This is a genomic window from Bradyrhizobium sp. 21, from assembly GCF_023073335.1.
GTDB lineage: Bacteria > Pseudomonadota > Alphaproteobacteria > Rhizobiales > Xanthobacteraceae > Bradyrhizobium.
The window spans coordinates 271,805-294,072 of sequence record NZ_JADPJG010000002.1 but is presented as its reverse complement, the minus strand read 5'-3'; the positions used below and the strand labels follow the sequence as shown (position 1 = coordinate 294,072).

18 protein-coding genes are annotated in these 22,268 nt (G+C 65.1%); 5 read left to right on the top strand and 13 right to left on the bottom strand.

What is annotated here, in order from left to right; genetic code table 11:
• Positions 1-3: 3 nt before the first annotated feature.
• From IVB31_RS01315 to hpaR, 13 genes are all read right to left on the bottom strand, one after another.
• Positions 4-1,215, bottom strand: a complete 1,212-nt coding sequence (locus IVB31_RS01315; protein WP_247317624.1) for an ABC transporter substrate-binding protein — start codon at positions 1,213-1,215, stop codon at positions 4-6.
• Between the two features lie 115 nt (positions 1,216-1,330).
• Complete coding sequence (locus IVB31_RS01310) at positions 1,331-1,906, bottom strand: HdeD family acid-resistance protein (RefSeq protein ID WP_247317622.1); 576 nt, start codon at positions 1,904-1,906, stop codon at positions 1,331-1,333.
• Between the two features lie 128 nt (positions 1,907-2,034).
• Positions 2,035-3,558: an FAD-dependent oxidoreductase gene (locus IVB31_RS01305; protein ID WP_247317621.1), complete on the bottom strand. Its 1,524-nt coding sequence runs from the start codon at positions 3,556-3,558 to the stop codon at positions 2,035-2,037.
• Positions 3,559-3,585: 27 nt separating this feature from the next.
• Positions 3,586-4,212, bottom strand: a complete 627-nt coding sequence (folE, locus tag IVB31_RS01300; protein WP_247317618.1) for a GTP cyclohydrolase I FolE — start codon at positions 4,210-4,212, stop codon at positions 3,586-3,588.
• 135 nt (positions 4,213-4,347) lie between these two features.
• On the bottom strand, positions 4,348-5,238 hold the full coding sequence (locus IVB31_RS01295; protein WP_247317616.1) for an alpha/beta hydrolase: 891 nt from the start codon (positions 5,236-5,238) through the stop codon (positions 4,348-4,350).
• A 12-nt stretch (positions 5,239-5,250) separates the two neighbouring features.
• A complete protein-coding gene (locus IVB31_RS01290; RefSeq protein ID WP_247317612.1) occupies positions 5,251-6,078 on the bottom strand; it encodes a metal-dependent phosphohydrolase in 828 nt (275 codons plus the stop codon).
• 215 nt (positions 6,079-6,293) lie between these two features.
• On the bottom strand, positions 6,294-7,172 hold the full coding sequence (locus IVB31_RS01285; protein WP_247317610.1) for a transglutaminase family protein: 879 nt from the start codon (positions 7,170-7,172) through the stop codon (positions 6,294-6,296).
• The gene (locus IVB31_RS01280) at positions 7,169-9,697 is read right to left on the bottom strand and encodes a circularly permuted type 2 ATP-grasp protein (protein ID WP_247317608.1); all 2,529 of its coding nucleotides are present in this window, start codon (positions 9,695-9,697) and stop codon (positions 7,169-7,171) included. The genes IVB31_RS01285 and IVB31_RS01280 overlap by 4 nt, the downstream gene beginning before the upstream one ends.
• 27 nt (positions 9,698-9,724) lie before the next feature.
• Positions 9,725-12,994 carry a transglutaminase family protein gene (locus tag IVB31_RS01275; RefSeq protein WP_247317606.1) on the bottom strand — a complete coding sequence of 1,090 codons (3,270 nt, stop codon included), beginning with the start codon at positions 12,992-12,994 and terminating at the stop codon, positions 9,725-9,727.
• A 168-nt stretch (positions 12,995-13,162) separates the two neighbouring features.
• Positions 13,163-14,686, bottom strand: coding sequence for an altronate dehydratase family protein (locus IVB31_RS01270; protein WP_247317604.1), 1,524 nt, complete (start codon positions 14,684-14,686; stop codon positions 13,163-13,165).
• Between the two features lie 176 nt (positions 14,687-14,862).
• Complete coding sequence (locus IVB31_RS01265) at positions 14,863-15,639, bottom strand: aldolase/citrate lyase family protein (protein WP_247317603.1); 777 nt, start codon at positions 15,637-15,639, stop codon at positions 14,863-14,865.
• A gap of 128 nt (positions 15,640-15,767) precedes the next feature.
• Positions 15,768-16,853, bottom strand: coding sequence for a malate/lactate/ureidoglycolate dehydrogenase (locus IVB31_RS01260; protein ID WP_247317601.1), 1,086 nt, complete (start codon positions 16,851-16,853; stop codon positions 15,768-15,770).
• A 118-nt stretch (positions 16,854-16,971) separates the two neighbouring features.
• Positions 16,972-17,490 (bottom strand): homoprotocatechuate degradation operon regulator HpaR, encoded by a 519-nt coding sequence (gene hpaR / locus IVB31_RS01255; protein ID WP_247317599.1) that lies wholly within the window; start codon positions 17,488-17,490, stop codon positions 16,972-16,974.
• 111 nt (positions 17,491-17,601) lie between these two features.
• Between hpaR and hpaH the strand changes: the two genes are divergently transcribed.
• Genes hpaH through IVB31_RS01230 form a run of 5 tightly spaced genes read left to right on the top strand, consistent with a single transcriptional unit; the run spans position 17,602 to position 22,251 of the window.
• Complete coding sequence (hpaH, locus tag IVB31_RS01250; RefSeq protein WP_247317597.1) at positions 17,602-18,408, top strand: 2-oxo-hept-4-ene-1,7-dioate hydratase; 807 nt, start codon at positions 17,602-17,604, stop codon at positions 18,406-18,408.
• Between the two features lie 31 nt (positions 18,409-18,439).
• Positions 18,440-18,838, top strand: coding sequence for a 5-carboxymethyl-2-hydroxymuconate Delta-isomerase (locus IVB31_RS01245; RefSeq protein ID WP_247317595.1), 399 nt, complete (start codon positions 18,440-18,442; stop codon positions 18,836-18,838).
• Positions 18,831-20,369, top strand: coding sequence for a 5-carboxymethyl-2-hydroxymuconate semialdehyde dehydrogenase (gene hpaE / locus IVB31_RS01240; RefSeq protein ID WP_247317593.1), 1,539 nt, complete (start codon positions 18,831-18,833; stop codon positions 20,367-20,369). The genes IVB31_RS01245 and hpaE overlap by 8 nt, the downstream gene beginning before the upstream one ends.
• A gap of 25 nt (positions 20,370-20,394) precedes the next feature.
• On the top strand, positions 20,395-21,378 hold the full coding sequence (hpaD, locus tag IVB31_RS01235) for a 3,4-dihydroxyphenylacetate 2,3-dioxygenase (protein ID WP_247317592.1): 984 nt from the start codon (positions 20,395-20,397) through the stop codon (positions 21,376-21,378).
• A 3-nt stretch (positions 21,379-21,381) separates the two neighbouring features.
• A complete protein-coding gene (locus tag IVB31_RS01230) occupies positions 21,382-22,251 on the top strand; it encodes a fumarylacetoacetate hydrolase family protein (RefSeq protein ID WP_247317591.1) in 870 nt (289 codons plus the stop codon).
• The last annotated feature ends 17 nt before the right edge of the window (positions 22,252-22,268 follow it).

Below are 22,268 nucleotides of genomic sequence, written 5' to 3'. Positions count from 1 at the left end.
GCGTCACGTCCCGCGCAACAGCTCGCTCGCCACGATCCAGTCGTTGCCGTCGAACTGCAGCATGTAGCCGTCCTTGATCGGCCGGAAATCCTGCGGCGTGGTGTTGAGCGTGATGCCGGGCATCAGCAGCGACAGCGGCACGCTCTTCAGGTTCGCCGCCTGCGCCATGATGTTCTCGCGCGTGAGATTGTCCTTGCACTGTTTCAGCAGCACCACCAATGCCTCGGCGACGGTGTAGCCGTAGAGCCCGGCGACGTTGTTGATATCGGCATTGGGCAGGCGCTTCTTCATGAAGTCGATATAGGCCGTCATCGCCGGATCGTCTCTGGGCACCTCGACGAACGGCTTGAGCGAGCCGAGCGACAGCACGCCCTTGCCGGCATCGAGCCCGGCCGGCACCATCACGGTGGCCTTGTTGGCGCAGCCGGAGGCGAGGAAGCGCGTGGCCTGCCAGCCGACTTCATGCGCTTTCCGGATCGCCTGCGCGCAGGCGCGCGGCGTCACAGAGTAAATCATGAACACGTCGGCCTTGGTGTTGGCGAGCGTCAGCACCTGGGAATCGACGGTGGGATCGGCGACCTCGAAGCTCGACGCCATCGCGATCGCCTTGTCGGCGTCTGCACCGAGCGCCTCCTTGACGCCGCGCAGATATTCCTTGCCGGCGTCGTCGTTCTGATAAAGCACCGCAAAGCGCGCATTCGGGTTCTTGGCGCGGGCATAGGCGACGTCGATCGCGGCCTCGCTGGTGTAGTTCGGCGCCCAGGGCAGCGCCATCGACCACGGCATGTTGGCGGGGTCGTTCCACTTCGAGGCCGAGCTGATCAGAAACAGCTGCGGCACCTTGTTGCTGTTGAGATATTTCGCGATCGCCGAGCTTGGCGCCGTGCCCATGGTCGCGAAGATGAAGGCGACACCATCGCCCTCGACCAGCCGCCGCGCGGCTTCCATGGTCTTCGGCGGCGAGAAGGCGTCGTCGAGCGACAAGAGATTGAGCTTGCGGCCGTTGACGCCGCCCTTCTCGTTGACCTCGTCGAAATAGGCCGAGATCACCCTGCCGGTAATGCCGAGCAGCGAGGCCGGCCCGCTATAGGGCATGGTGTTGCCGATCTTGATCTCGGTGTCCGTGATGCCGGGACCGTAGGATTTCTGCGCGGAGACGGGCGTGGACAGACAGGCGGCAACGAGCGCTGCGGCCAGGACCAAAGCGGCTTTCATGGTTTCTCCCCGGTGATGATCCTCCGCGCGAGGCGACAGCGCGGCGTGCTGCTTTTGTCAGCACGTCAGATCAGCGGAGTTCCACAAGACGGTCTTGCGTCGAGTTGCTGATCAGCTAGTGGCGTCGCCGCAGGCTGAAGCCCAAGGAGACCCAACCCGCGCCCGCCATGATCAAGTCGATTCCGAGGAACAGGCCGAGGATGTAGACGCTGTTCACCGGCCAGCGCGCCACGATCAGCAGACCGAGCAACAGCGTGATGGCGCCCGAGAGCGCCACCCACACCCACGGGCTTTCGCGCTTCATGCTGAAGGCGAGAAACAGCCTGACGGCGCCCGAGGCGATCAGCGATGCGCCGAGGAAGAGCGTCAGCAACGCTGCAGCAAACAGCGGATTTTCGAAGGTGAGGAAGCCCGCGACGATGTAGAGCACGCCGAGCAAGGCCCAGATCACGAACTTGCCCCAGCTCTTCATCTGGAACGCGCCGATCACCTCCGTGATACCAGCCACGATCATCATGGCACCGACGACGATGACGCTCGCCGCCGTCGCCATCACCATGCTGCCGAGCGCGACGAAGCCGGCGACGAGGTAAACGAGACCGAGCGCGACGATCCAGCCCCATTTGGCATGCAAGGCCGAGATGCCGGAGCCCAGGCTGGAAGGATGGGAGATTTCCGAGGCACTTGTCATGACAGTTACTCCTGCATGGGAAGCCCGCGAGCGCACGCCAGGATAGCGCGGGCCGCACCGGGGCGATAGCCAGCACGGCAGCCCTCGCGGGCAGCACATTGACGTAAATCAAGATCGGATGCGGCGTCTCAGCCGCGCGTCCGCTCCATCTCCAGCTCGGCCTTGAGGTTGTCGAGATCCCGATAAATTGAAGCGATCGCAAGGACGCGGCCGCCCTTGCGGTACTTCAGAAGACAGTCCTTGCCGGAAATGCTGCCGTCGATCGCGACGTCGTCGAAGCTCTCGGCGTGGCCGACATAGTTGATCGGCACCTCATAGTGCTGCGACCAGAAGAACGGCACGGCGTCGAAGCGCTCGCGCTTGCCGAGCATGTTGCGCGCCGCGGTCTGGCCCTGCCGCTCCGCCACGACCCAGTGCTCGACGCGGATGGTTTGCCGCGAATGCGGATCTGGCCAGCGCGCGATGTCGCCGGCCGCGAAGATGCCGGATACACTGGTCTCCAGATATTCGCTCACGCTGACGCCCCGGTCGGCCGCAAGCCCCGCCTGTTCGGCGAGCGCAAGGCGCGGCTTGACGCCGATGCCGACCACGACAAGTTCGGCCTCGATCACGCCGCCGCTCTTCAACGTGGCGCGCGCGCCGTCCAGCTTCTCCACCGTGTCCTCGAGATGGAAGTTGACGCCATTCTCCTCATGCAGCGCGCGCACGAAGTCGCCCATCTCGGGACCGAGCACCTTTTGCATCGGCCGTTCGTCCGGCGCGACCACGTGCACCTCGATCTTGCGTGCCCGCAAGGACGCCGCAACTTCGAGGCCAATGAAGCTGGCGCCGATCACCAACGCACGCTTCGCGCTGCCGGCTGCCTTGATGATAGCGCGGCTGTCGGCGAGGGAGCGCAGGGTGTGGACATGAGGCTGGTCGACACCCGGAATCTGCAACCTGACCGGCTCGGCGCCGGTCGCGAGCAGGAGCCGATCGAACGGCAGCCTGTCGCCGTTGCCCAGGATCACGCTGCGCGTCTTCGCCTCGATCGCGGCCACAGTCGTGTTGAGCCTGAGATCAATGCCGGCGTCCTGATAGTAGTCCTCGCCCCGCAGCGGCAGCCAATCCTCCGGCGCATTGCCTGCGAGGTAATCCTTGGAGAGATTGGGCCGGTCCACCGGCACCGCACTGTCATGGCTGAGCATCGTGATGGCGCCGGCAAAGCCCTCGCGACGCAGCGTGTGTGCCGCCGCGAAACCCGCCGCGCCGCCACCGATGATGACGAATTTTTCCGGCGTTGGCGCCGTACGGTGAGGCACAGAAGGCTTCGGCATCTCGCGCTTGCGCTGAACGACGATTTTGTCCTGATCGCGCGAGACCTCCCACACTGCCAGCGGATTCAGCGCCGGCGGACGGGTCGCCTCGCCTGACCGCAAGGAGAAGCAGGCATGATGCCACGGGCAGCGGATGGTGTCGCCAACCACCAGTCCTTCGGCGAGCGGGCCGTGATAGTGGCTGCAGGCCGGCTCGATCGCAAAGATCTCGCTGCCGGCCTGCACCAGCAGGACGTCTTCCTCGCCGACATGGCCGAGCAATTTTCCGTCGTTGAACTCGGCGAGCGTCACGCCACTGCTCAGGTCGGGCCCGCTTGGCTTCTTGTCTTCGGTCATGGCGTGGCCTCCTTGAGCCGTCGCGGATCAATCGTCCGAATTGGCCAGCCCCAGCAGCTCCTGGCGTGACAACGCATTGTCGCGGAACACGCCGAGCATGCGGCTGGTGACGAGGTCGGTCCCGGGCTTGTGCGCGCCGCGCGTGGTCATACAGTGATGCGTTGCCTTGATGATGACCCCGACACCTTCGGGCCTCAGCACGTCGTTGATCGTGTTGGCGATCTGCGCCGTCATCTTCTCCTGGATCTGAAGCCGCTTGGCGTAGATGTCGACGAGACGCGCGAGCTTGGAGATGCCGACGACGCGCCCCTGCGGGATATATGCGACCCAGGCGCGGCCGACGATCGGTGCCATGTGGTGCTCGCAATGGCTTTCGAAGCGAACGCCGCGCAGGACGATCATCTCATCATAGCCTTCGATCTCCTCGAACGTCTTTTGCAGGATTTCGGTCGGATCCTGCGCATAGCCGGAGAAATACTCCTCGAAGGCGCGCGCGACCCGGTCCGGCGTCTCGCGTAGACCGTCGCGCGCGGGATCGTCGCCGGCCCAGCGGATCATGGTCCGGATCGCCTGCTCGACCTCCGCCCTCTCAGGCCGCTCGCTCGGCGCCTGCGCAACGGCGACACGTTCCAGCCTGCGCGTTTGCGTCTTCATCGAGAATCTCCCTGCAACGAACCGCATCCAGAAAGCGGCCCACAGCTTGGACGGCTGCAATTGGAAAAGGTTCCCGGGATCAGGAAAAATTGGAAGCTACGAGCGCGGCAAGACAGCGAAACGAGAAACCCGGCTCTACGAGGCCGCTTTCCGCACATCGAGGACGGCCTGCGCCCATTCGGCCGGCCGCTCCTGCGGCAGATTGTGACCGGCACCCGCGAACACGCGCCGCTCGAAGAAGCCTTCGAACTTGTGCGCGTGATGGGCGGTGCCGGGATTGACGCCGTCGCTGTCGCCGTCGATCGCGATCGTGGGAACGCGGACCTGTGGTTGGGCGGCGAGCTTTGCCTCGATTCCCGCGTAGGCGGGGTCGCCCGCGACCAGCGCGTAACGGTGACGATAGGAATGGATCACGACATCGACGAAATCAGGATTGTCGAAGGAAGCTGCGCTTGTCTCGAAGGTCGTATCATCGAACGCCCATGTCGGCGACCACATCGCCCAGAGCTGGCGCGCAAAGCCGCGCCGGTTGCGTTCCAGCGCGCGGCGGCCGCGCTCGTTGTGGAAGAGATATTGATACCAGAGCGCCGCCTCCTCCGGCGGCGAGGCCGGCTCCATGGCGCGGGCGATGTTCTGGATGTTGTAGGAATTGCCGGAGACGAGCCCGACCACGCGCTCGGGATACAGCGCCGAGACCACACAGGCAGCGCGCCCGCCCCAGTCATAACCGCCCACGACCGCGCGCGCGATGTGAAGCGCGTCCATGAAGGCCAGCAGATCGGCGCCGAGCGCCGCCTGCTCGCCGGAGCGCGGCGTCTCCGGGAAGCGAAAACGCGTTGGACCGTAGCCGCGCAGCCAGGGCACCAGCACCCGCGCGCCTGCTTGCGCGATGACCGGCGCGGCCTCGGCATAGGCGTTCACATCGTAGGGAAAGCCGTGGCCCATGATGCAGGGCCAGCCGTCCGGCGCGCCGTATTCACGATAGGCGATGTCGAGGATGTCGGTGGTGACTGATTTTTGTTGCATTACTAAGCGGAGCTATTTTTGCGGCCCGGACAGCGAGATGTCGCGCTCGGCGCGGAATACGTTGCTGTAGAGGTTGGCGATCCACTGCCGGCCGATTTCGGTCTTGTTGAGATAGCCGATCTCGGTCTGGATGTGCGGCGCGACGCTGTTCCAGTAGAACTGGGGATAGCGGTTCACGACGTCGGCCGGCGAGTCGTAGCCGAGCTGGCGGTTGATGCCGACCTCCTCGAACTCGTAGTAGAGCGCGTTCGCCTTGCGCAGATAGTTGGGGTCGCCGAGCTGGCCGATGAAGTCGGCAGCGCGCAGGATCGAGGCCTCGTCGTCATAGTCCTGGCCTTCCCGGGCCGGAAACCGCGTGCCCTCGATGGCGCGGGCAATGCGATCCGGATCCAGTCCGGGAATATGTCGCAGCCGCCGCGTCACATAAAGCTTGGAACGGTCGACGTGATACATCATCAGGCTCGCGTCCGATGCGCCGCGCGGCAACGAGACCTTGGCGTCCGACGCGTCGATCACGAAACCGTCGGCGTCGTCCTCCTCGAACAGGCCGCGCACATAGCCGATGTCGTGGGCGAGGCAGGCGATCAGGACATGGACGTAGTCCTCGGCCGACAGATGCGTATGAAGACTTCGGCCACTGAGGATGGAATGGCCGGCCAGCGTCACCAGCATCGTGTGCTCGATATTGTGATAGAGCGCATCGCTGTTGCCGATGCATTCCATCGCGGTGCGGGTCGCGCTCTCGACGATGCTTGCGGAAGTCTCGTCGTACCGGCGACGCATGAACGTACCGAGCAACTTCTCCAGGGATTCCGCCGCCAGTCTCGGTAACGTCATCATGGATGCAGCCCCGCTTGTCGGTGGTGTCCCACGTCAGCTCCCGAAGTCTCGTTCTTGTCCTCGACGCAATAGCGAGCATAGCGCATCTTGGGCCGGGTGACCAAATCCTGGGACGAAAATACGGAAATATGTTGCGGTTGTGCCCCGCGATATCGCGGTTGCGGGCCGGTTCGATACACCTGACGGGAGCCTCGCCGGGACCGCAGGCCCCGCAATCATTCCACCAGCAACACGTCGACGGCCACGCTCAGCTTCTGCTTCGGCGAGCCGACGATGATGCCGTCGACCGGCGAAACGTCGGAAAAGTCACGGCCGACCGCGAGCACGATATGGTCGCCAGCGACCATAAGATCGTTGGTCGGATCGAAATCGACCCAGCCAAGCTCCGCCCCGCACCACAGCGACACCCAGGCATGGGTGGCGTCGGCGCCCTGCAGGCGCGGCTTGCCCGGCGGCGGGATGGTGCGCAAATATCCGCTGACATAGGCCGCGGGCAGGCCCAGCCCGCGCAGCCCTGCGATCATCACATGGGCAAAATCCTGGCAGACGCCATGGCGTTTGGCGAAGACCTCGTCGAGCGGTGTCGAGATCACCGTCGCCTTGGGGTCGTAGCGAAATTCGGTGCGGATGCGATGCATGAGATCGACCGCTCCGGCGAGGATGCCCGCGCCGGGTGCAAAGCTTTCCGCCGCATAGGCGCTGACCGGCCCCAGCACCGGCACCAGCGGGCTCGCAAAGACATAGCCGACCGGCGAGGACGGTCCGAGGCTCGTCGCCTCGAAGGCGATGTCGCGAATGCTTTCCCAGGCCGGGCTGACAGCGGCGCGCGCCGGCGGCTGGCGCGACACCGACACGCGCGAGCGCGAGTCGATGCGCAAATTGCGGTGCGGCGATTCGATCACGACACTCTCGGTCAAGGTGCCGAAGAAATCGCGGCGAACGTGACGCTCGGCCGGGCGCGGACGGATCTCGACATTGTGCGAGACCAGCTCCTGGCCATTGCCGCTCCTCGGCTCCAGCCGCAGCGTGCAGCGGGCGAAGCTGACCGGACTCTCATACTCGTAAGTGGTGACGTGACGGATGTCGTAGATCACGCGAGCCCCGTCAGCTTTTCCGGCCGGCTGGCATTGGGGCCGTGCGGGAAGTAGTGCTGGCCGACCGCCTCGGCGAGGCTGAGCAGATCCTGCTCCAGCGCGAACAGCGACTTGACCTCGAGCTTCTCGGCCTCCGCGGTCGCGAGCATCGCCTGCATCGCGACCGCAAGCCGCTGCGGCTTCTCGATCAGGCCGTGCTCCTTCAGGCTCGGCAGCGCGGCAATGTGTTCGTTCAGCGTCGTCACCTGGAACGCCACCGAACGCGGATTGTAGGGATCGAGCACGGCGAGGTCGCGCACCGGCGCCAGGATCGGCGCCAGCAGATAGCGCGAGCGGTAGGTGATCTGGCAATCCACCAGCGTCAGCAGGATATCGAGATCCTCGTCGCCGGCTTCGTCATAGGCAAACTGCCGGGCGAAACGCGTGGTGTTGATCGCGCGTTCAGTGCGGCGACCGACGTCGAGGAAGCGCCAGCCGGCGGCGCGGTTCATGTTTTCATGGGCAAGGCCGGCAAAGCTCGCGAGCTCCTGAAGGGTCAGCTCGGCCGCGCTCAACACGCTGTCGTCGCCCTCGACCTTCCAGGCCAGCCGCTCGGCCATCTCGGTGATGACTTGCCAGGCGTCGGGCGACAACCGCTCGCGCAGGGAGGTCGCCGTGCGCTGGGCCGCGCGGACCAGCGACAGCGCCGAGCCGGAACGCTCCGGGCTCTGCAGCGCTTCGGCAACGATGCGTCCGGGCGCCGCGCGCGATGTTTGCGAGATCGCGCCCCAGGCCACCAGCAAGCGCTGGATACGCTCGGCGGATTGCAGCGAGGCCGCGGTGCCCTTGTTGGGTCCGCTCGGCGAGCCCAGGGCCCGCACCAGCCGCAGCGTCGCCTCGGCGCGTTCGAGATAGCGGCCGAGCCAGAACAGATTGTCGGCGGCGCGGCTCGGCAGTACGCCGGCGATGCGGCGGATGCGCACCTTGTCGGTCGCCGGCAGCAGCGTCGCGGTCGAGACCTGCTTGTCCGAGACCACCCAGACGTCGGCGGAGCGCGCGCCGTCGCCCATCGACACCGCGCGCGCATCCGCCTGCTCGGCGATCCGGCAGAAGCCGCCGGGCATGATGGCCCAGCCACCGTCGGGCGTCGCGGCTGCGAACACGCGCAGCACGAACGGACGGGGCGTGATCTGTCCCTGGTCCCACACCGGCATGGTCGAGAGCCGCACCACCTCCTGGCCGACATAGTCCATGCCGCGCGCAGCGATGGAGTCGATCAGGCGCTTGCGTCCGGCGGCGTCGAGCTCGCTCGCCAACACCGGACCGTTGCTGTCAAAGCCGGGCACGCCGCGTCCATAGGCGCCTTCGATCGCGACCTCGTCGAGCCGCGACAGCACCTCGTCGCGCGCCGAGCGCTGGCCGCACCACCAGGTCGCGATGTGCGGCATCTTCAGCTCTTCACCGAGCAGGCGGCGGCTGAGCGCCGGCAGGAAGCCGAGCATCGCACGCGCCTCCAGCACGCCGGAGCCCGGCATGTTGGCGACGACGACGCCGTCCTTGCGCAGCACGTCGATCAGGCCGGGCACGCCGAGATGCGAGGAGGCATCGAGCTCGAGCGGATCGAGCGAGTTGGAATCGACACGGCGCAGCAGCACGTCGAGGCGCTTGAGGCCCGCCACCGTGCGGATGTGGATGCGGTCGTCGCTTACGGCGAGATCGTCGCCCTCGACGAGCAGGAAGCCGAGATAGCGCGCCAACGTCGCGTGCTCGAAATAGGTCTCGCTGAAACTGCCGGGGGTGAGCACGCCGATGCGCGGCTCGTCGCGGTCGGCGCGCGCACGAAGACTATCGCGAAAAGCCTCGAAGAACGGCGCGACCCGCGGTACGTTCATCGACTTGTAGAGATCGGAGAAGGCGCGCGAGAGCACCAGGCGGTTCTCCAGCGCATAGCCCGCGCCCGAGGGGGCCTGCGTGCGATCGCCGAGCACCCACCAGCGCCCGTCGGGTCCGCGGCCGACGTCGGCCGCGTAGAGCGAAAGATAACGCCCGCCCGGCGGCGGCACGCCGCAGACAGGACGGAGATATTCGGGACTGCCGGCGATCGCGGCCGCCGGCAACGCGCCTTCCGCGACCAGCCGGCCCTCGCCATAGATGTCGCCCAGCACGAGCTCGAGCAGCTCGGCGCGCTGGGTGATGCCGTCGGACAATTGCTTCCAGTCGGCCTCGTCGATCAGCAGCGGCAGATGGCTGATCGACCACGGCCGGTCGGCGCTCTCGCCGGGCGCGCGATAGGTGACGCCGGCCTCGCGCAGATGACGGTCGGCCATGCCGAACCGCCGCTCGACCTCGTTGGGCGCAAGCGCGCCAAAAGCATCGAAGAAACGGCTCCAGACCGCGCGCGGGGCGCCATCGGAGCCCAGGAACTCGTCGGGAATGCCGGGCAGACGGCGATAGTCGCGGACCCATTGCGAAAGGCGGCGCTGGCCTTCACGCTGTCCTTGCGCCCTGTCCGCCTTGTCGTCCTGTTCGGCTGCGCCCTCGCCCATGCGCCTCTCCCTGCCCCGGCATCATACTCATTGCAGGAGCGGGGTCCGCAAGTCGAGGGTCAGCGGAAACTCATTTGTGCGTTCCTCGGGCGGCGGCTGCATCGGGCCCGGCGTATGGCCATGGTCCTGAAAGCGCGCCAGCCGCCTCGCCTCGGCCTCGTAGGTGTTGACAGGCTTGGTGTCGTAGCTGCGGCCGCCGGGATGGGCGACGTGATAGACGCAGCCGCCGAGCGAGCGGCCGTTCCAGGTGTCGATCAGGTCGAAGGTCAAGGGCGCGTGAACGGGAATGGTCGGGTGCAGGCCTGAGGCCGGCTGCCAGGCCTTGAAGCGGACGCCGGCCACGGCTTCGGCCGAGCGGCCGGTGAAGGTCATCGGCAGGCGACGGCCGTTGCAGGTGACGATATGGCGGCCCTCGACGAAGCCTTCCGCCTTGACCTGGAGCCGCTCGACCGATGAGTCGACGTAACGCACGGTGCCGCCGGCAGACCCCTCCTCGCCGAGCACATGCCAGGGCTCCAGAGCCTGCCGCAGCTCCAGCGTCACGCCGCCATGATGGACACGGCCGAAGGCGGGGAAGCGGAATTCGAGCTGGGCCAGATACCATTCCGGCTCGAACGGATAGCCTGATTGCTTCAGCTCGGAGAGCACTTCGAGGAAGTCTTCCCAGATGAAATGCGGCAGCATGAAGCGATCATGCAGCGCGGTACCCCAGCGCACGAACTTGCCTTGTTGCGGCTCGCGCCAGAATTTTGCGATCAGAGCGCGGATCAAGAGCTGCTGCGCCAGCGACATGCGCGGATCCGGCGGCATTTCGAGCGCGCGGAATTCGACGAGGCCGAGCCGGCCGGTCGGTCCGTCAGGCGAATAGAGCTTGTCGATGCAGATCTCGGCGCGATGGGTGTTGCCGGTGATGTCGACGAGCAGGTGCCGGAACAACCGGTCCACCAGCCACAGCGGCGCCTGGGTGCCCGGCGGCGGCACGTGCGAGAGTGCGATCTCGAGCTCGTAGATGCTGTCGTGGCGGGCTTCGTCGATGCGCGGCGCCTGGCTGGTCGGGCCGATGAACAGGCCGGAGAAGAAGTAGGACAGCGACGGATGCCGCTGCCAGTACAAGACCAGACTCTTCAAGAGATCGGGCCGGCGCAGGAACGGCGAGTCCTGCGGGCTCGAGCCGCCGACCACGACGTGATTGCCGCCGCCGGTGCCGGTGTGGCGGCCGTCGACCAGAAAGCGGTTGGCACCGAGACGATTCTTGGCGGCATCCTCGTAGAGCCCGACAGTGATGTCGACGGCCTCACGCCAATTCTTTGCCGGCTGGACGTTGACTTCGATCACGCCGGGATCGGGCGTCACCTTGATGACCTCGACGCGCGGATCGAACGGCGGCGGATAGCCCTCGACATGGACCTGGAGCTGCATCTCCTCGGCGGTGGCTTCGAGGGCTGCGATCATCTCGAGATAATCCTCGATGCGCTCGACCGGCGGCATGAAGGCGCAGAGCACGCCGTTGCGGACTTCCACCGACATCGCGGTGCGGACCGGGACCGCCGTGTTGAGCTGCTCGGGCGCGACCCGCGGCGGCGGTTCCGGAAGCGCCGGGAGAGTGAACACCGGCAGCTTGCCGCGCGGCTCCATCGGGTCCTGCTCGACGATGTAGGGATATTGGTTGGGCGGGACATAGCCGAGCGAGCCGATCGGCAAGCGCAAGCCCAGCGGTGAATCGCCCGGCATCAGGAACAGATGATTGCGCCGGAGTTGCCAGCGCTCGCTGCGCCAACGCGGCGGTGCGTTCCAGCGTTGCACCGGCAGCACGAAGCCCCGCGGCGTGTTGAGACCCTCGTCGAACACACGCGCCATGCGCGCGCGGGCTTCCGGATCGGACAATTTGGAGTCGGAGGGATCGACGTTGACCGGAAGCTCGGCCTCCTTCTGCAGCCAGTAGGCGGTGTCCTCATAGGCCGCCATGACGTAGCCGGGATCGAGCCCGAGCCGCAACGCGGTGCCCTCCACGAACGCCTGGGCGTCCTTGACCTCGGCGCGCCGCGGATTCTCGATCTTGGCGATCAGATCGGCATTCTTCCAGATCGGCACGCCGTCCTTGCGCCAGTACAGGCCAAACGCCCAGCGCGGCAGGCTCTCGCCGGGATACCATTTGCCCTCGCCGTAGTGCAGCAGCCCGCCAGGCGCGAAGCGCGCGTGCAAGCGGCGAATCAGATCGTCGCCGAGCGCCCGCTTGGTCGGGCCGACCGCCTCCGTATTCCATTCGGCCGCTTCGAGATCGTCGACCGAGACGAAGGTCGGCTCACCGCCCATGGTGAGCCGCACGTCCTGCGCGGCAAGATCGCCGTCGACCTGCTCGCCGAGATCGTTGAGCCGTGTCCAGGATTCGTCGGAGAACGGCTTTGTAATGCGCGGCGCCTCGCGGATGCGCCGGACGCTCATGTCGAAGGCGAAATCGACCTCGGCAAAGCCGGCGCCGCCGGAGATCGGCGCCGCCGAACGATAATGCGGCGTGGCGGCAACCGGGATGTGCCCCTCGCCCGCGAGCATGCCGGAGGTCGCGTCGAAGCCGATCCAGCCCGCGCCGGGCAGATAGACCTCGGCCCAGGCGTGCAGGTCGGTGAAATCATTTTCGACCTCCGGCGGCCCCTCGATCGGATCGATGTCGGGACGGACCTGGATCAGATAGCCGGAGACGAAACGGGCGGCGAGACCGAGATGACGGAAAGTCTGGATCAGAAGCCAGGCGGAGTCGCGGCACGAGCCGGCGCCGGAGGACAGCGTTTCCTCCGGTGTCTGCACGCCGGGCTCCATGCGGATGATGTAACGGACGTGCTTCTGGAGCTCGCGATTGAGATCGACCAGGAAGTTGACGGTGTTCGGGGCTTCGTGCGGGATCGTGTCGAGGAACTTCGCGAACAGGCGATCCGGCTTGATGGTCTCGAGATAAGGCGCAAGCTCCGTCTTCAGGTCTTTCGAATATTCGAACGGAAAGCTGTCGGCATAAGGCTCGACGAAGAAGTCGAACGGATTGACCACGGTCATCTGCGCCGTGAAATCGACCTCGATCTTCAGCTCGGTGGCTTTTTCCGGAAAGACGTAGCGCGCGAGCCAGTTGCCTTGCGGGTCCTGCTGCCAGTTCACGAAATGATCTGATGGCGTGACCTTGAGCGAATAGCTCAGGACCGGCGTCCGCGTGTGCGGCGCCGGCCGCAGGCGGATCGTCTGCGGGCCAAGATCGATCGGACGGTCGTATTTGTAATGCGTGACGTGGTGCAATGCGACGTAGATCGACACGGGGTGCGGTACTCCAGCAGCTTTTTTGAGCAGAACACCGCTGGCGACCTCGATCAAGCATTAACAACGGGCAGACCGTGCCTACGGCACGGGCGAGTGGTGAGTAGCGAATGGCGAATAGCCGAGAGAAGGGCTCTATTCGCTACTCTCTATTCGCCATTAACCCTCTTACATCGTCGCGCCCAGCACCCAGGGCGCGAACTCGGCGCCGCCGAAATCAAAGCTTTCGCTCTTGGTCGGCTGGCCCGAGGCGGTCTTGAGGATGATCTCGAAGATGCGCTGCCCGCACTCCTGGACGCTCTCCTCACCTTCGAGGATGGTGCCGCAATTGACGTCCATGTCCTCTTCCATGCGCTTGTACATCGGCGTGTTGGTGGCGAGCTTGATCGAGGGCGCCGGCTTGCAGCCGAACACGCTGCCGCGGCCGGTCGTAAAGCAGACGAGATTGGCGCCGCCGGCGACCTGCCCGGTCGCGGCAACCGGATCGTAGCCGGGCGTGTCCATGAACACGAAACCCTTCTTGGTGATGGGCTCGGCGTAGCGCAGCACCTCGACGAGGTTGGTGGTGCCGGCCTTCGCCATCGCGCCGAGCGACTTCTCCAAAATGGTGGTGAGGCCGCCGGCCTTGTTGCCGGGGCTCGGATTGGCGTTCATCTCGGCGCCCTCGCGCTCGGTGTATTCGTCCCACCAGCGCATGAGATCGACCAGCTTCTCGCCGACCTCGCGGCTGACGGCGCGGCGCGTGAGCAGATGCTCGGCGCCATAGGTCTCCGGCGTCTCCGACAGGATCACGGTGCCGCCGTGACGCACGATGAGATCGCTGGCAGCACCCAGCGCCGGATTGGCGGATACGCCGGAGTAGCCGTCGGAGCCGCCGCATTGCAGCGCCACGGTCAATTCGCTCACCGGGACGGACTCACGCTTGACCTTGTTGGACTCCGCGAGTGCCTCGCGCACGAAGGCGATGCCCGCCTCCACCGTCTTGCGGGTGCCGCCGACCTCCTGGATGTCCATTGCGCGCAGACGGCCGGCAAGCTTCTGCTCCTCCATCAGCCCGCCGATCTGGTTCACCTCGCAACCGAGGCCGAGCACGATCACATGAGAGAAGTTCACGTGACGCGCATAGCCGCCGAGCGTGCGGCGGAGCAGCGCCAAGGGCTCGTTCTGCGTCATGCCGCAGCCGGTCTTGTGGGTCAGCGCGACCACACCATCGACATTGGGGAAATCGGCCAGCGGATTGTCGCCGGTGAAGGGATTCTTCTTGAAGACGTCGGCGACGAGGCTCGCGACATGCGCGCTGCAATTCACCGAGGTGAGAATGCCGATATAGTTGCGCGTGGCGACCCGGCCGTCCGGGCGGCGGATGCCTTCGAACGTCGCCGGCAGGTCGAAATTCGGCGTCGGCTTGACGTCGGCGCAATAGGCGTAGTCCTTGGCGAAATCGCCCATGCCAATGTTCTGCACGTGCACGTGCTGGCCCGGCGCGATCGGCATGGTCGCAAAGCCGATGATCTGGCCGTAACGGATCACCGGCTCGCCCATTGCGATCGGCTTGATCGCGACCTTGTGGCCGGAGGGAATGCGCTCGACCGTGGTCACTCCGTCAGCCACCAACGTGCCGGGCGGCAGGCTGGCGCGCGCGATCAGCACGCCATCATCGGGATGCAGGCGGATGACAGGGCTGATGGTCATTGAAGTTCTCCTTGGGTCTTCTCTTCACCTCTCCCCGTTCTTACGGGGAGAGGTCGGATCGCGCAGCGAGCCGGGTGAGGGGCAGCCGCGCGCTCGATCGTTAGATTGGTTCGTGTTGAGAGAGGCCCTCACCCTCACCCTCTCCCCGTAAGAACGGGGAGAGGGAAAGAGAGAGATCAGGCCTTCCCGCCGGCATCCTTGCGGGTCGCGTTGACCTGCATCTTGGCGTAGGTCGTCATCAAGCCGACCTCGTTCGAGAGCGTCACCAGCTTGAAGCCCATGTTGATGGCGCGCGCAGCACCTTCGGCGCCGCTGCAATGGATACCCGGGAAGAGCCCCCGCTTGTCGCATTCCTTGATGATCTTGTCGTAGATCGCGAGGATCTCCGGCTCGGTGCGATCGAGCTTGGGCTCAAGGCCGTAGGAGAAGCCGAGGTCGGACGGGCCGATATAGACGCCGTTGAGGCCTTCGACGTCGAGGATCGCTTCCATGTTCTCGACCGCGGTCTTGGTCTCCATCATCGGCAGCAGAACGATGTCGTCGTTGGCTGTCTTCTGATAGGAGCCTGCGGTGCCGTACATGCCGGCGCGGATCGGACCGTTGGAACGGACGCCCTGCGGCGGATATTTGGAATAGGAGACGAGGTTTCTGGCTTCCTGCGGCGTGTTGACCATCGGGCAGATCACGCCATAGGCGCCGCCGTCGAGCACCTTGCCGATGATGCCGGGCTCGTTCCAGGGCACGCGAACCATCGGCGTGACCGGATGCTTGTCCATCGCCTGGAAGCACTGCACCATCGACAGATAGTCCTGCACGCCGTGCTGCATGTCGACGGTGACGCTGTCGAAGCCGCATTGCGCCATCATCTCGGCCGAGAAGCCGGAGGGAATCGCGAGCCACGCGTTGACCACGGCCTTACCCGACTTCCAGATTTCCTTGACCTTGTTCGCCACGTTGCCTTCCTTCTTTGTTGTTTGGACCGTGTTATTTGGACCATCGTCACCATGACGAGCGCCGCGACAGCACAACCCGCTGTTACCGCGAACCGGGGCGCCGCGCTACGCTCGCAATGACGCAAGACCTATGCGGTCGCCCTCTGGATGCTGACTTCGCTGACGCCGACCTCGCGGGCGGTGTTCACTATTGCCGCCCAGGTGTCATCCGGCAAGGGGATGCCGTTTTGGGTGCGCTCAGCGCGGGTTTTCCGCTCGGGATCACCGGGAATCAGCACCTGATCGACCCCCGCCATCGGCTTGGTGGCACGGATGAAGTCGGCATAGCGCGACACCTCTGCGTCGAAGACATGGGAGGTATCGACCACTTTCGGATCGACGTAGAACGCCAGCATGCCGTTGGCGAAGCGGCGACCGCCGGACGTGGCCCCGGTTCCGGTCAAGGCGCCGCCGAGCAGCTCGCACATGAAGGCCAGGCCCGAGCCCTTGTGCTCGCCGAACGCGCGGATCGCCCCCGTTCCCTTGGTGTGATCGCGCGGGCCTTCCGAGGTGTACCGCCCGTACAGCACGGCCGGATCCTCGCTGAGCGTGCCGTCGGAATCGACCAGTGCTCCCTTCGGCAGCTTCTTGCCGCCACGGCTCGCGACCAGCACCTTGCCCTCGGCCACGACCGAGGTGGCAAAGTCGAGCACGATCGGATCCTGGCCCTCACGGGGAATGCCGACGCAATAGGGCGCGGTGGAAAGCCGTTTCTCGACGCCGCCGAATGGCGCCACCAGCAGCGAGCCCGCCGCATTGACGAAATGCACTGAGATCAGCCCTTGCGCGGCAGCCATCTCGGCCCAGTCGCCGACGCGGCCGATATGCCCGGCATTGCGTAGCGCGACGGCGGCAAGCCCGGCCTTCCTGCACTTCTCGATGCCGATCTGGACGGCCTGCGGCGTCACGGTCTGGCCGTAGCCGAACTTGCCATCGACCACCGCGAGCGAGGGCGTATCGAGCACCAGCTCTGCGTTCTGGTTGGGCACGACCGCGCCGGTCTTCTGCCAGCGGATATAGACGGGGACGCGGATCACGCCGTGGCTGTCATGGCCGGTCAGATTCGCCGTCGTCAGATAGGTGGCGATCCGCCGCGCCTCCTCAGGGGAGGACTGCGCATGCGAAAAGACCTCGGTGACGAAGTCGATCAGCTTCCGAACCTGAAGGGTGACCATGATGGTCTGCTTGCCTCTTCCTCGGTGCCGATTTTGCAGCGATCGGCTTGAGCGGCACTTGAGCGAAAAAATGCGGCCATGTCCATGATTGTTGCCGCGCGCCCGCGCATATCTGCTTTCACTCGTCGGCGGTTGCCTCCTCGCCCGCGCCCAGCTCTGCGAGATTCCGTTCGAGCTCGCCGAGCATTTCCTGCAGTTCGACGAGCTTGCGTGCGCCAAAGCGTCGCGTGATCTCCGCATAGATCGCCTCGGAGGATGGTGCCACCGAGGCCATCAGCTTCACGCCCTTTTCCGAGATCGAGACCATGCTGCGGCGCTGGTCCGCCTTCGCCGTCTTGCGCTCGATCAGATTGCGCGCCTCCAGATCGCGCAGGATGCGCGACAGGCTCGGTCCGAGCAGAAATGCGGTGCGCGCGAGTTCCGTGACCTCGACCGTGTCGATCGCCGCGAGCGCGCGCAGGATGCGCCATTGCTGTTCGGTCAGGCCATGCTCACGCAGCGAGGGACGGAATTGCCGCATCACCGCCTCGCGCGCCCGCAGCAGCGACATCGGCAGCGAGCGCGAAAAATCGCGCATCGGCACCTGCCGCGCCGCAGCCGCAGCTTCGTCCGCTGGATCAGCCGGTCTCTTCGCCATGACGCCCCTTCAACCCGCAAAACGTTTGCAGTGCAGCAAGCCCAAATTGTGTTTGACGCATTCACTTAACATGTTAAGTATTTCCCGGCACCACGATTTGTAAGATCACGAATGGCGCTTTCCGACGACGATATCCGAGCTTGCGCGAACCGTCTGCACCAGGCGGAGAAGACCCGTACGCAGATCCGGCAGCTCTCGCAGGCCTTTCCCGGCATCACCATTGCCGATGCCTATGCGATTCAGAAGGCCTGGGTCGAATTCAAGATCGCCGAAGGACGCGTCGTCAAAGGTCACAAGATCGGCCTGACCTCGAAGGCGATGCAGAGCGCGCTTGACATCAACGAGCCGGATTCCGGCGTGCTGCTCGACGACATGTTCTTCGCCGATGGCGGCCTCGTCCCAACGGAGCGCTTCATCGCGACGCGCGTGGAGGCCGAACTCGCCTTCGTCATGAGCAAGCGCCTCGCGGGGCCCGGCTGCACCATGTTCGACGTGCTCAACGCCACCGACTTCGTGGTGCCGGCGCTGGAGATTCTGGACACGCGGATCGAGCGCGTCGATCCCACGACCAAAGCGACGCGAAAAATCTTCGACACCATCGCCGACAATGCGGCGAATGCCGGCATCGTGCTCGGCGGACGGCCGATCCGCCCGCTGGATGCCGATCTGCGCTGGATCGGCGCGTTGTGCTTCAAGAACGGTCAGCTCGAGGAAACCGGTCTTGCCGCCGGCGTGCTCAATCATCCCGCGACCGCTGTCGCCTGGCTCGCCAACAAGATCGCGCCGCTCGGCCTCGCGCTGGAGCCCGGGCAAATCGTGCTCGCGGGCTCCTTCATCCGTCCGATCGAGACCCGCAAGGGCGACACAATTCAAGCCGATTATGGCGCCTACGGCTCGGTGAGCTGCTACTTCGCTTGACGAACAAGAATACACAGGGAGTGAAACCGCGATGCCGCATTTCACGATCGAATATTCGGCCAATCTCGACGGCCGCCTCGACATCGGTGCTGTCTGCGAAATCGTGCGCAAGGCGGCGGTCGAGACCGGCATCTTCCCGCTCGGCGGCATCCGCGTCCGTGCCGTCAGGTGCGAGCATTACGCGATCGCGGACGCGCGGCAGGATTACGGCTTTCTCGACATGGTGCTGCGCATCGGCGAAGGCCGCGACCTCAAGACGCGCCAGACAGCCGGCGAGCATGTCTTTCAGGTACTCTCAAAACACCTCGATCCGGTCTTTACCGCCAGCAAATTCGCTTTGTCGTTCGACATGCAGATCAACGACAAGGACACCAGCTGGAAGCGCAACAACATCCACGACGCCCTGAAAGTAGAGGCTGCCCATGGATAAGCCCACGCCGAAAGCCGATGTGTTCCAGGCCAACCGCGACCGCGTCGCGCCGCTGCTGAAGACGCTGCGTGCCGACGGCATCGGTCACATGATCGACGGCAAGATCGTGCCGTCGATATCAGGCGAAACCTTCGAGACTAAGTCGCCGGTCGACGGCGCGACGCTCGCAAGCGTCGCGCGCGGCAAGGCCGAGGACGTCGACGCCGCGGCAACGGCGGCTGCCCTCGCCTTCAAATCCTGGCGCGACATGGGACCGGCGCTGCGGAAGAAGCTGCTGCATCGCGTCGCCGACGCCATCGAGGACAATGCCGAAGACATCGCCGTGCTCGAATGCATCGACACCGGCCAGGCCTATCGCTTCATGGCCAAGGCCGCGGTCCGGGCCGCCGAAAACTTTCGCTTCTTCGCTGACAGATGCGCCGAGGCTCGCGACGGCCAGAACACGCCGAGCGACGAGCACTGGAACGTCTCGACCCGCGTGCCGATCGGCCCCGTCGGCGTGATCACGCCGTGGAATACGCCGTTCATGCTCTCGACCTGGAAGATCGCCCCCGCCCTCGCAGCCGGCTGCACCGTCGTGCACAAGCCGGCGGAGTGGTCGCCCGTCACGGCCGCTATTCTCGCAAGGCTCGTCAAGGAGGCCGGTGTGCCCGACGGCGTGCTCAACACCGTGCACGGTTTTGGCGAAGAGGCCGGCAAGGCACTGACCGAGCATCCCGCGATCAAGGCGATCGGCTTTGTCGGCGAAAGCGCGACGGGATCGGCGATCATGATCCAGGGCGCGCCGACCTTGAAGCGCGTGCATTTCGAGCTCGGCGGCAAGAACCCGGTGATCGTGTTCGACGACGCCGATCTCGATCGCGCGCTCGACGCCGTCGTGTTCATGATCTACTCGCTCAATGGCGAGCGCTGCACGTCGTCGAGCCGCCTGCTGATCCAGCAAAACATCGCCGAGAAGTTCGTGGAGAAGCTGACCGCGCGCGTCAAGGCCTTGAAGGTCGGCCATCCCCTCGATCCCGTAACCGAGATCGGGCCGCTGATCCACGAGCGGCATCTGGCAAAGGTCTGTTCATATTTCGACGTCGCGCGCCAGGACGGTGCTGTGATCGCCGTCGGCGGCAGGGCCTATGACGGCCCCGGCGGCGGCCATTACGTCGAGCCGACGCTGGTCACCGGCGCGAACGGCAAGATGCGGGTGGCGCAGGAGGAGGTGTTCGGCCCCTTCCTCACCGTGCTGCCCTTCAAGGACGAAATGGATGCGATCGAGATCGCCAATGACATCCGCTACGGCCTGACCGGCTATGTCTGGACTAACGACGTCGGCCGCGCACTCCGAGTGGCTGATGCGCTGGAGGCCGGCATGATCTGGCTGAATTCGGAAAACGTCCGCCATCTGCCGACGCCGTTCGGCGGCATGAAAGCCTCAGGCATCGGCCGCGACGGCGGCGACTATTCGTTCGACTTCTACATGGAAACCAAGCACGTCTCGCTGGCGCGGGGCACGCACAAGATTCAGAGACTGGGAATCTGACGCTCGTCGTTCCGAGGGAAACGCAATGCCCGTACCGCAACACATCTTCGAGCCGCCGTTCAACATCATCCGTTCGAGTCACGTCGTGCTCGACGTGACCGATCTGAAGCTCAGCAGCGCGTTCTACGAAAACACCGTCGGCCTGCATGTCGAGGATTCCGACGACAAGGTCGTATACTTGCGCGCCTCCGAGGAGCATCAGCATCACTCGCTGGTGCTGCGCAAGGCGGCGGTCGCCGCCTGCAACCGGCTCGGCTTCAAGGTCGGCAACGACGGGGATCTCGACAAGGCGGCTGCCTTCCTCTCCGAGAGCGGCCTTGGCTACGCCTTCGTCGACCAGCCCTTCCAGGGCCGCACACTGCAATTCACAGATCCCTTTGGCTTCCAGATCGAGCTGTATGCGTCGATGGACCGGCGGCCGCATCTGCTGCGCCGCTACGACCTCTACAGGGGCTGCCACCCGCAGCGGCTCGACCATTTCAACGTGTTCGCGGCCGAGGTGCAGGACACCGTCGACTTCTATGCCCGGCTCGGCTTCCGTCTCACCGAATACGCCGAGGAGGACCGACCGCAGGGGCGCATCGCCGCGGCCTGGATGCATCGCAAGGGCAATGTCCACGATTTTGCGATCACCAACGGCAAGGGCCCGCGGCTGCACCACTTCGCCTACTGGACGCCGACGGCGATGAACATCATCCATCTCTGCGACGTGATGGCGTCGCAGGGATTTGTGAAGAACATCGAGCGCGGTCCGGGTCGCCACGGCATTTCCAATGCGTTCTTCCTCTACGTCCGCGACCCCGATGGACACCGGCTCGAGCTCTATACCAGCGATTATTTCACCGGCGATCACGACCATGAACCGCTGCGCTGGTCGCTGCGCGATCCGCGCCGCCAGACGTTGTGGGGCGCGCCTGCCCCGCGCTCCTGGTTCGAGCAAGGCTCGCCGTTCTCAGGGCAAGCCGTGCGTGAGCCGAAATTCGTGGCCGACGTGCTGGTGGCGGATTAAGCGATGAAGCTCCCTCGCCTCGCCACCTATTCCGTCAAGGGTGAAATCCGCTACGGCGCCGTCCTGGGGAGCGGCATCGTCGATCTGTCCCCGCACCACGCCAAGGAGTACCCGACGCTGCGCGAGGTGATCGCGGCCGGAAAGCTCGCGAGCTTTGCCGAGGAAGCTGCCGGCCGCAAGCCGGATCTTGCGCTCGGTGACATCGTCTGGCTGCCGCCGGTGCCGGCGCCGGAAAAGATCATCTGCATCGGCGTCAACTATCCCGACCGCAACGCCGAGTACAAGGACGGCCAGGACGCGCCGAAATATCCGAGCATGTTCATGCGGAGCCCACGCTCCTTCGTCGGCCACGACGCGCCGCTGGTGCGCCCGCGCGCATCAGTGCAGCTGGACTATGAAGGCGAGATCGTGCTCGTGATCGGCAAGGCCGGCCGGCACATTGCGGAAAGCGCCGCGCTCGATCATATCGCGGCGCTCACGCTCTGCAACGAAGGCTCGGTGCGCGACTGGCTCCGTCACGCCAAGTTCAACGTCACCCAAGGCAAGAACTTCGATTCCAGCGGCAGCCTCGGCCCGTGGCTGGTGCCCTACACACAGGAATCGCAGATCGCCGACATCCGCCTGACGACGCATGTCAACGGCGAGCTGCGGCAGGACGACCGCACCAGCAGGCTGATGTTCCCGTTCCGCTATCTCATCAGCTATATCTCGACCTTCGCAACGCTCGTTCCCGGCGACGTCATCGTCACGGGCACGCCGACCGGCGCCGGTGCGCGGTTCGATCCGCCGCGCTATTTGAAGCCTGGCGATGTCGTCGAGATCGAAGCCGAGGGTATCGGCATGCTCCGAAATGGCATCGTCGACGAAGCCTGAACAACAATCGAAGTGGA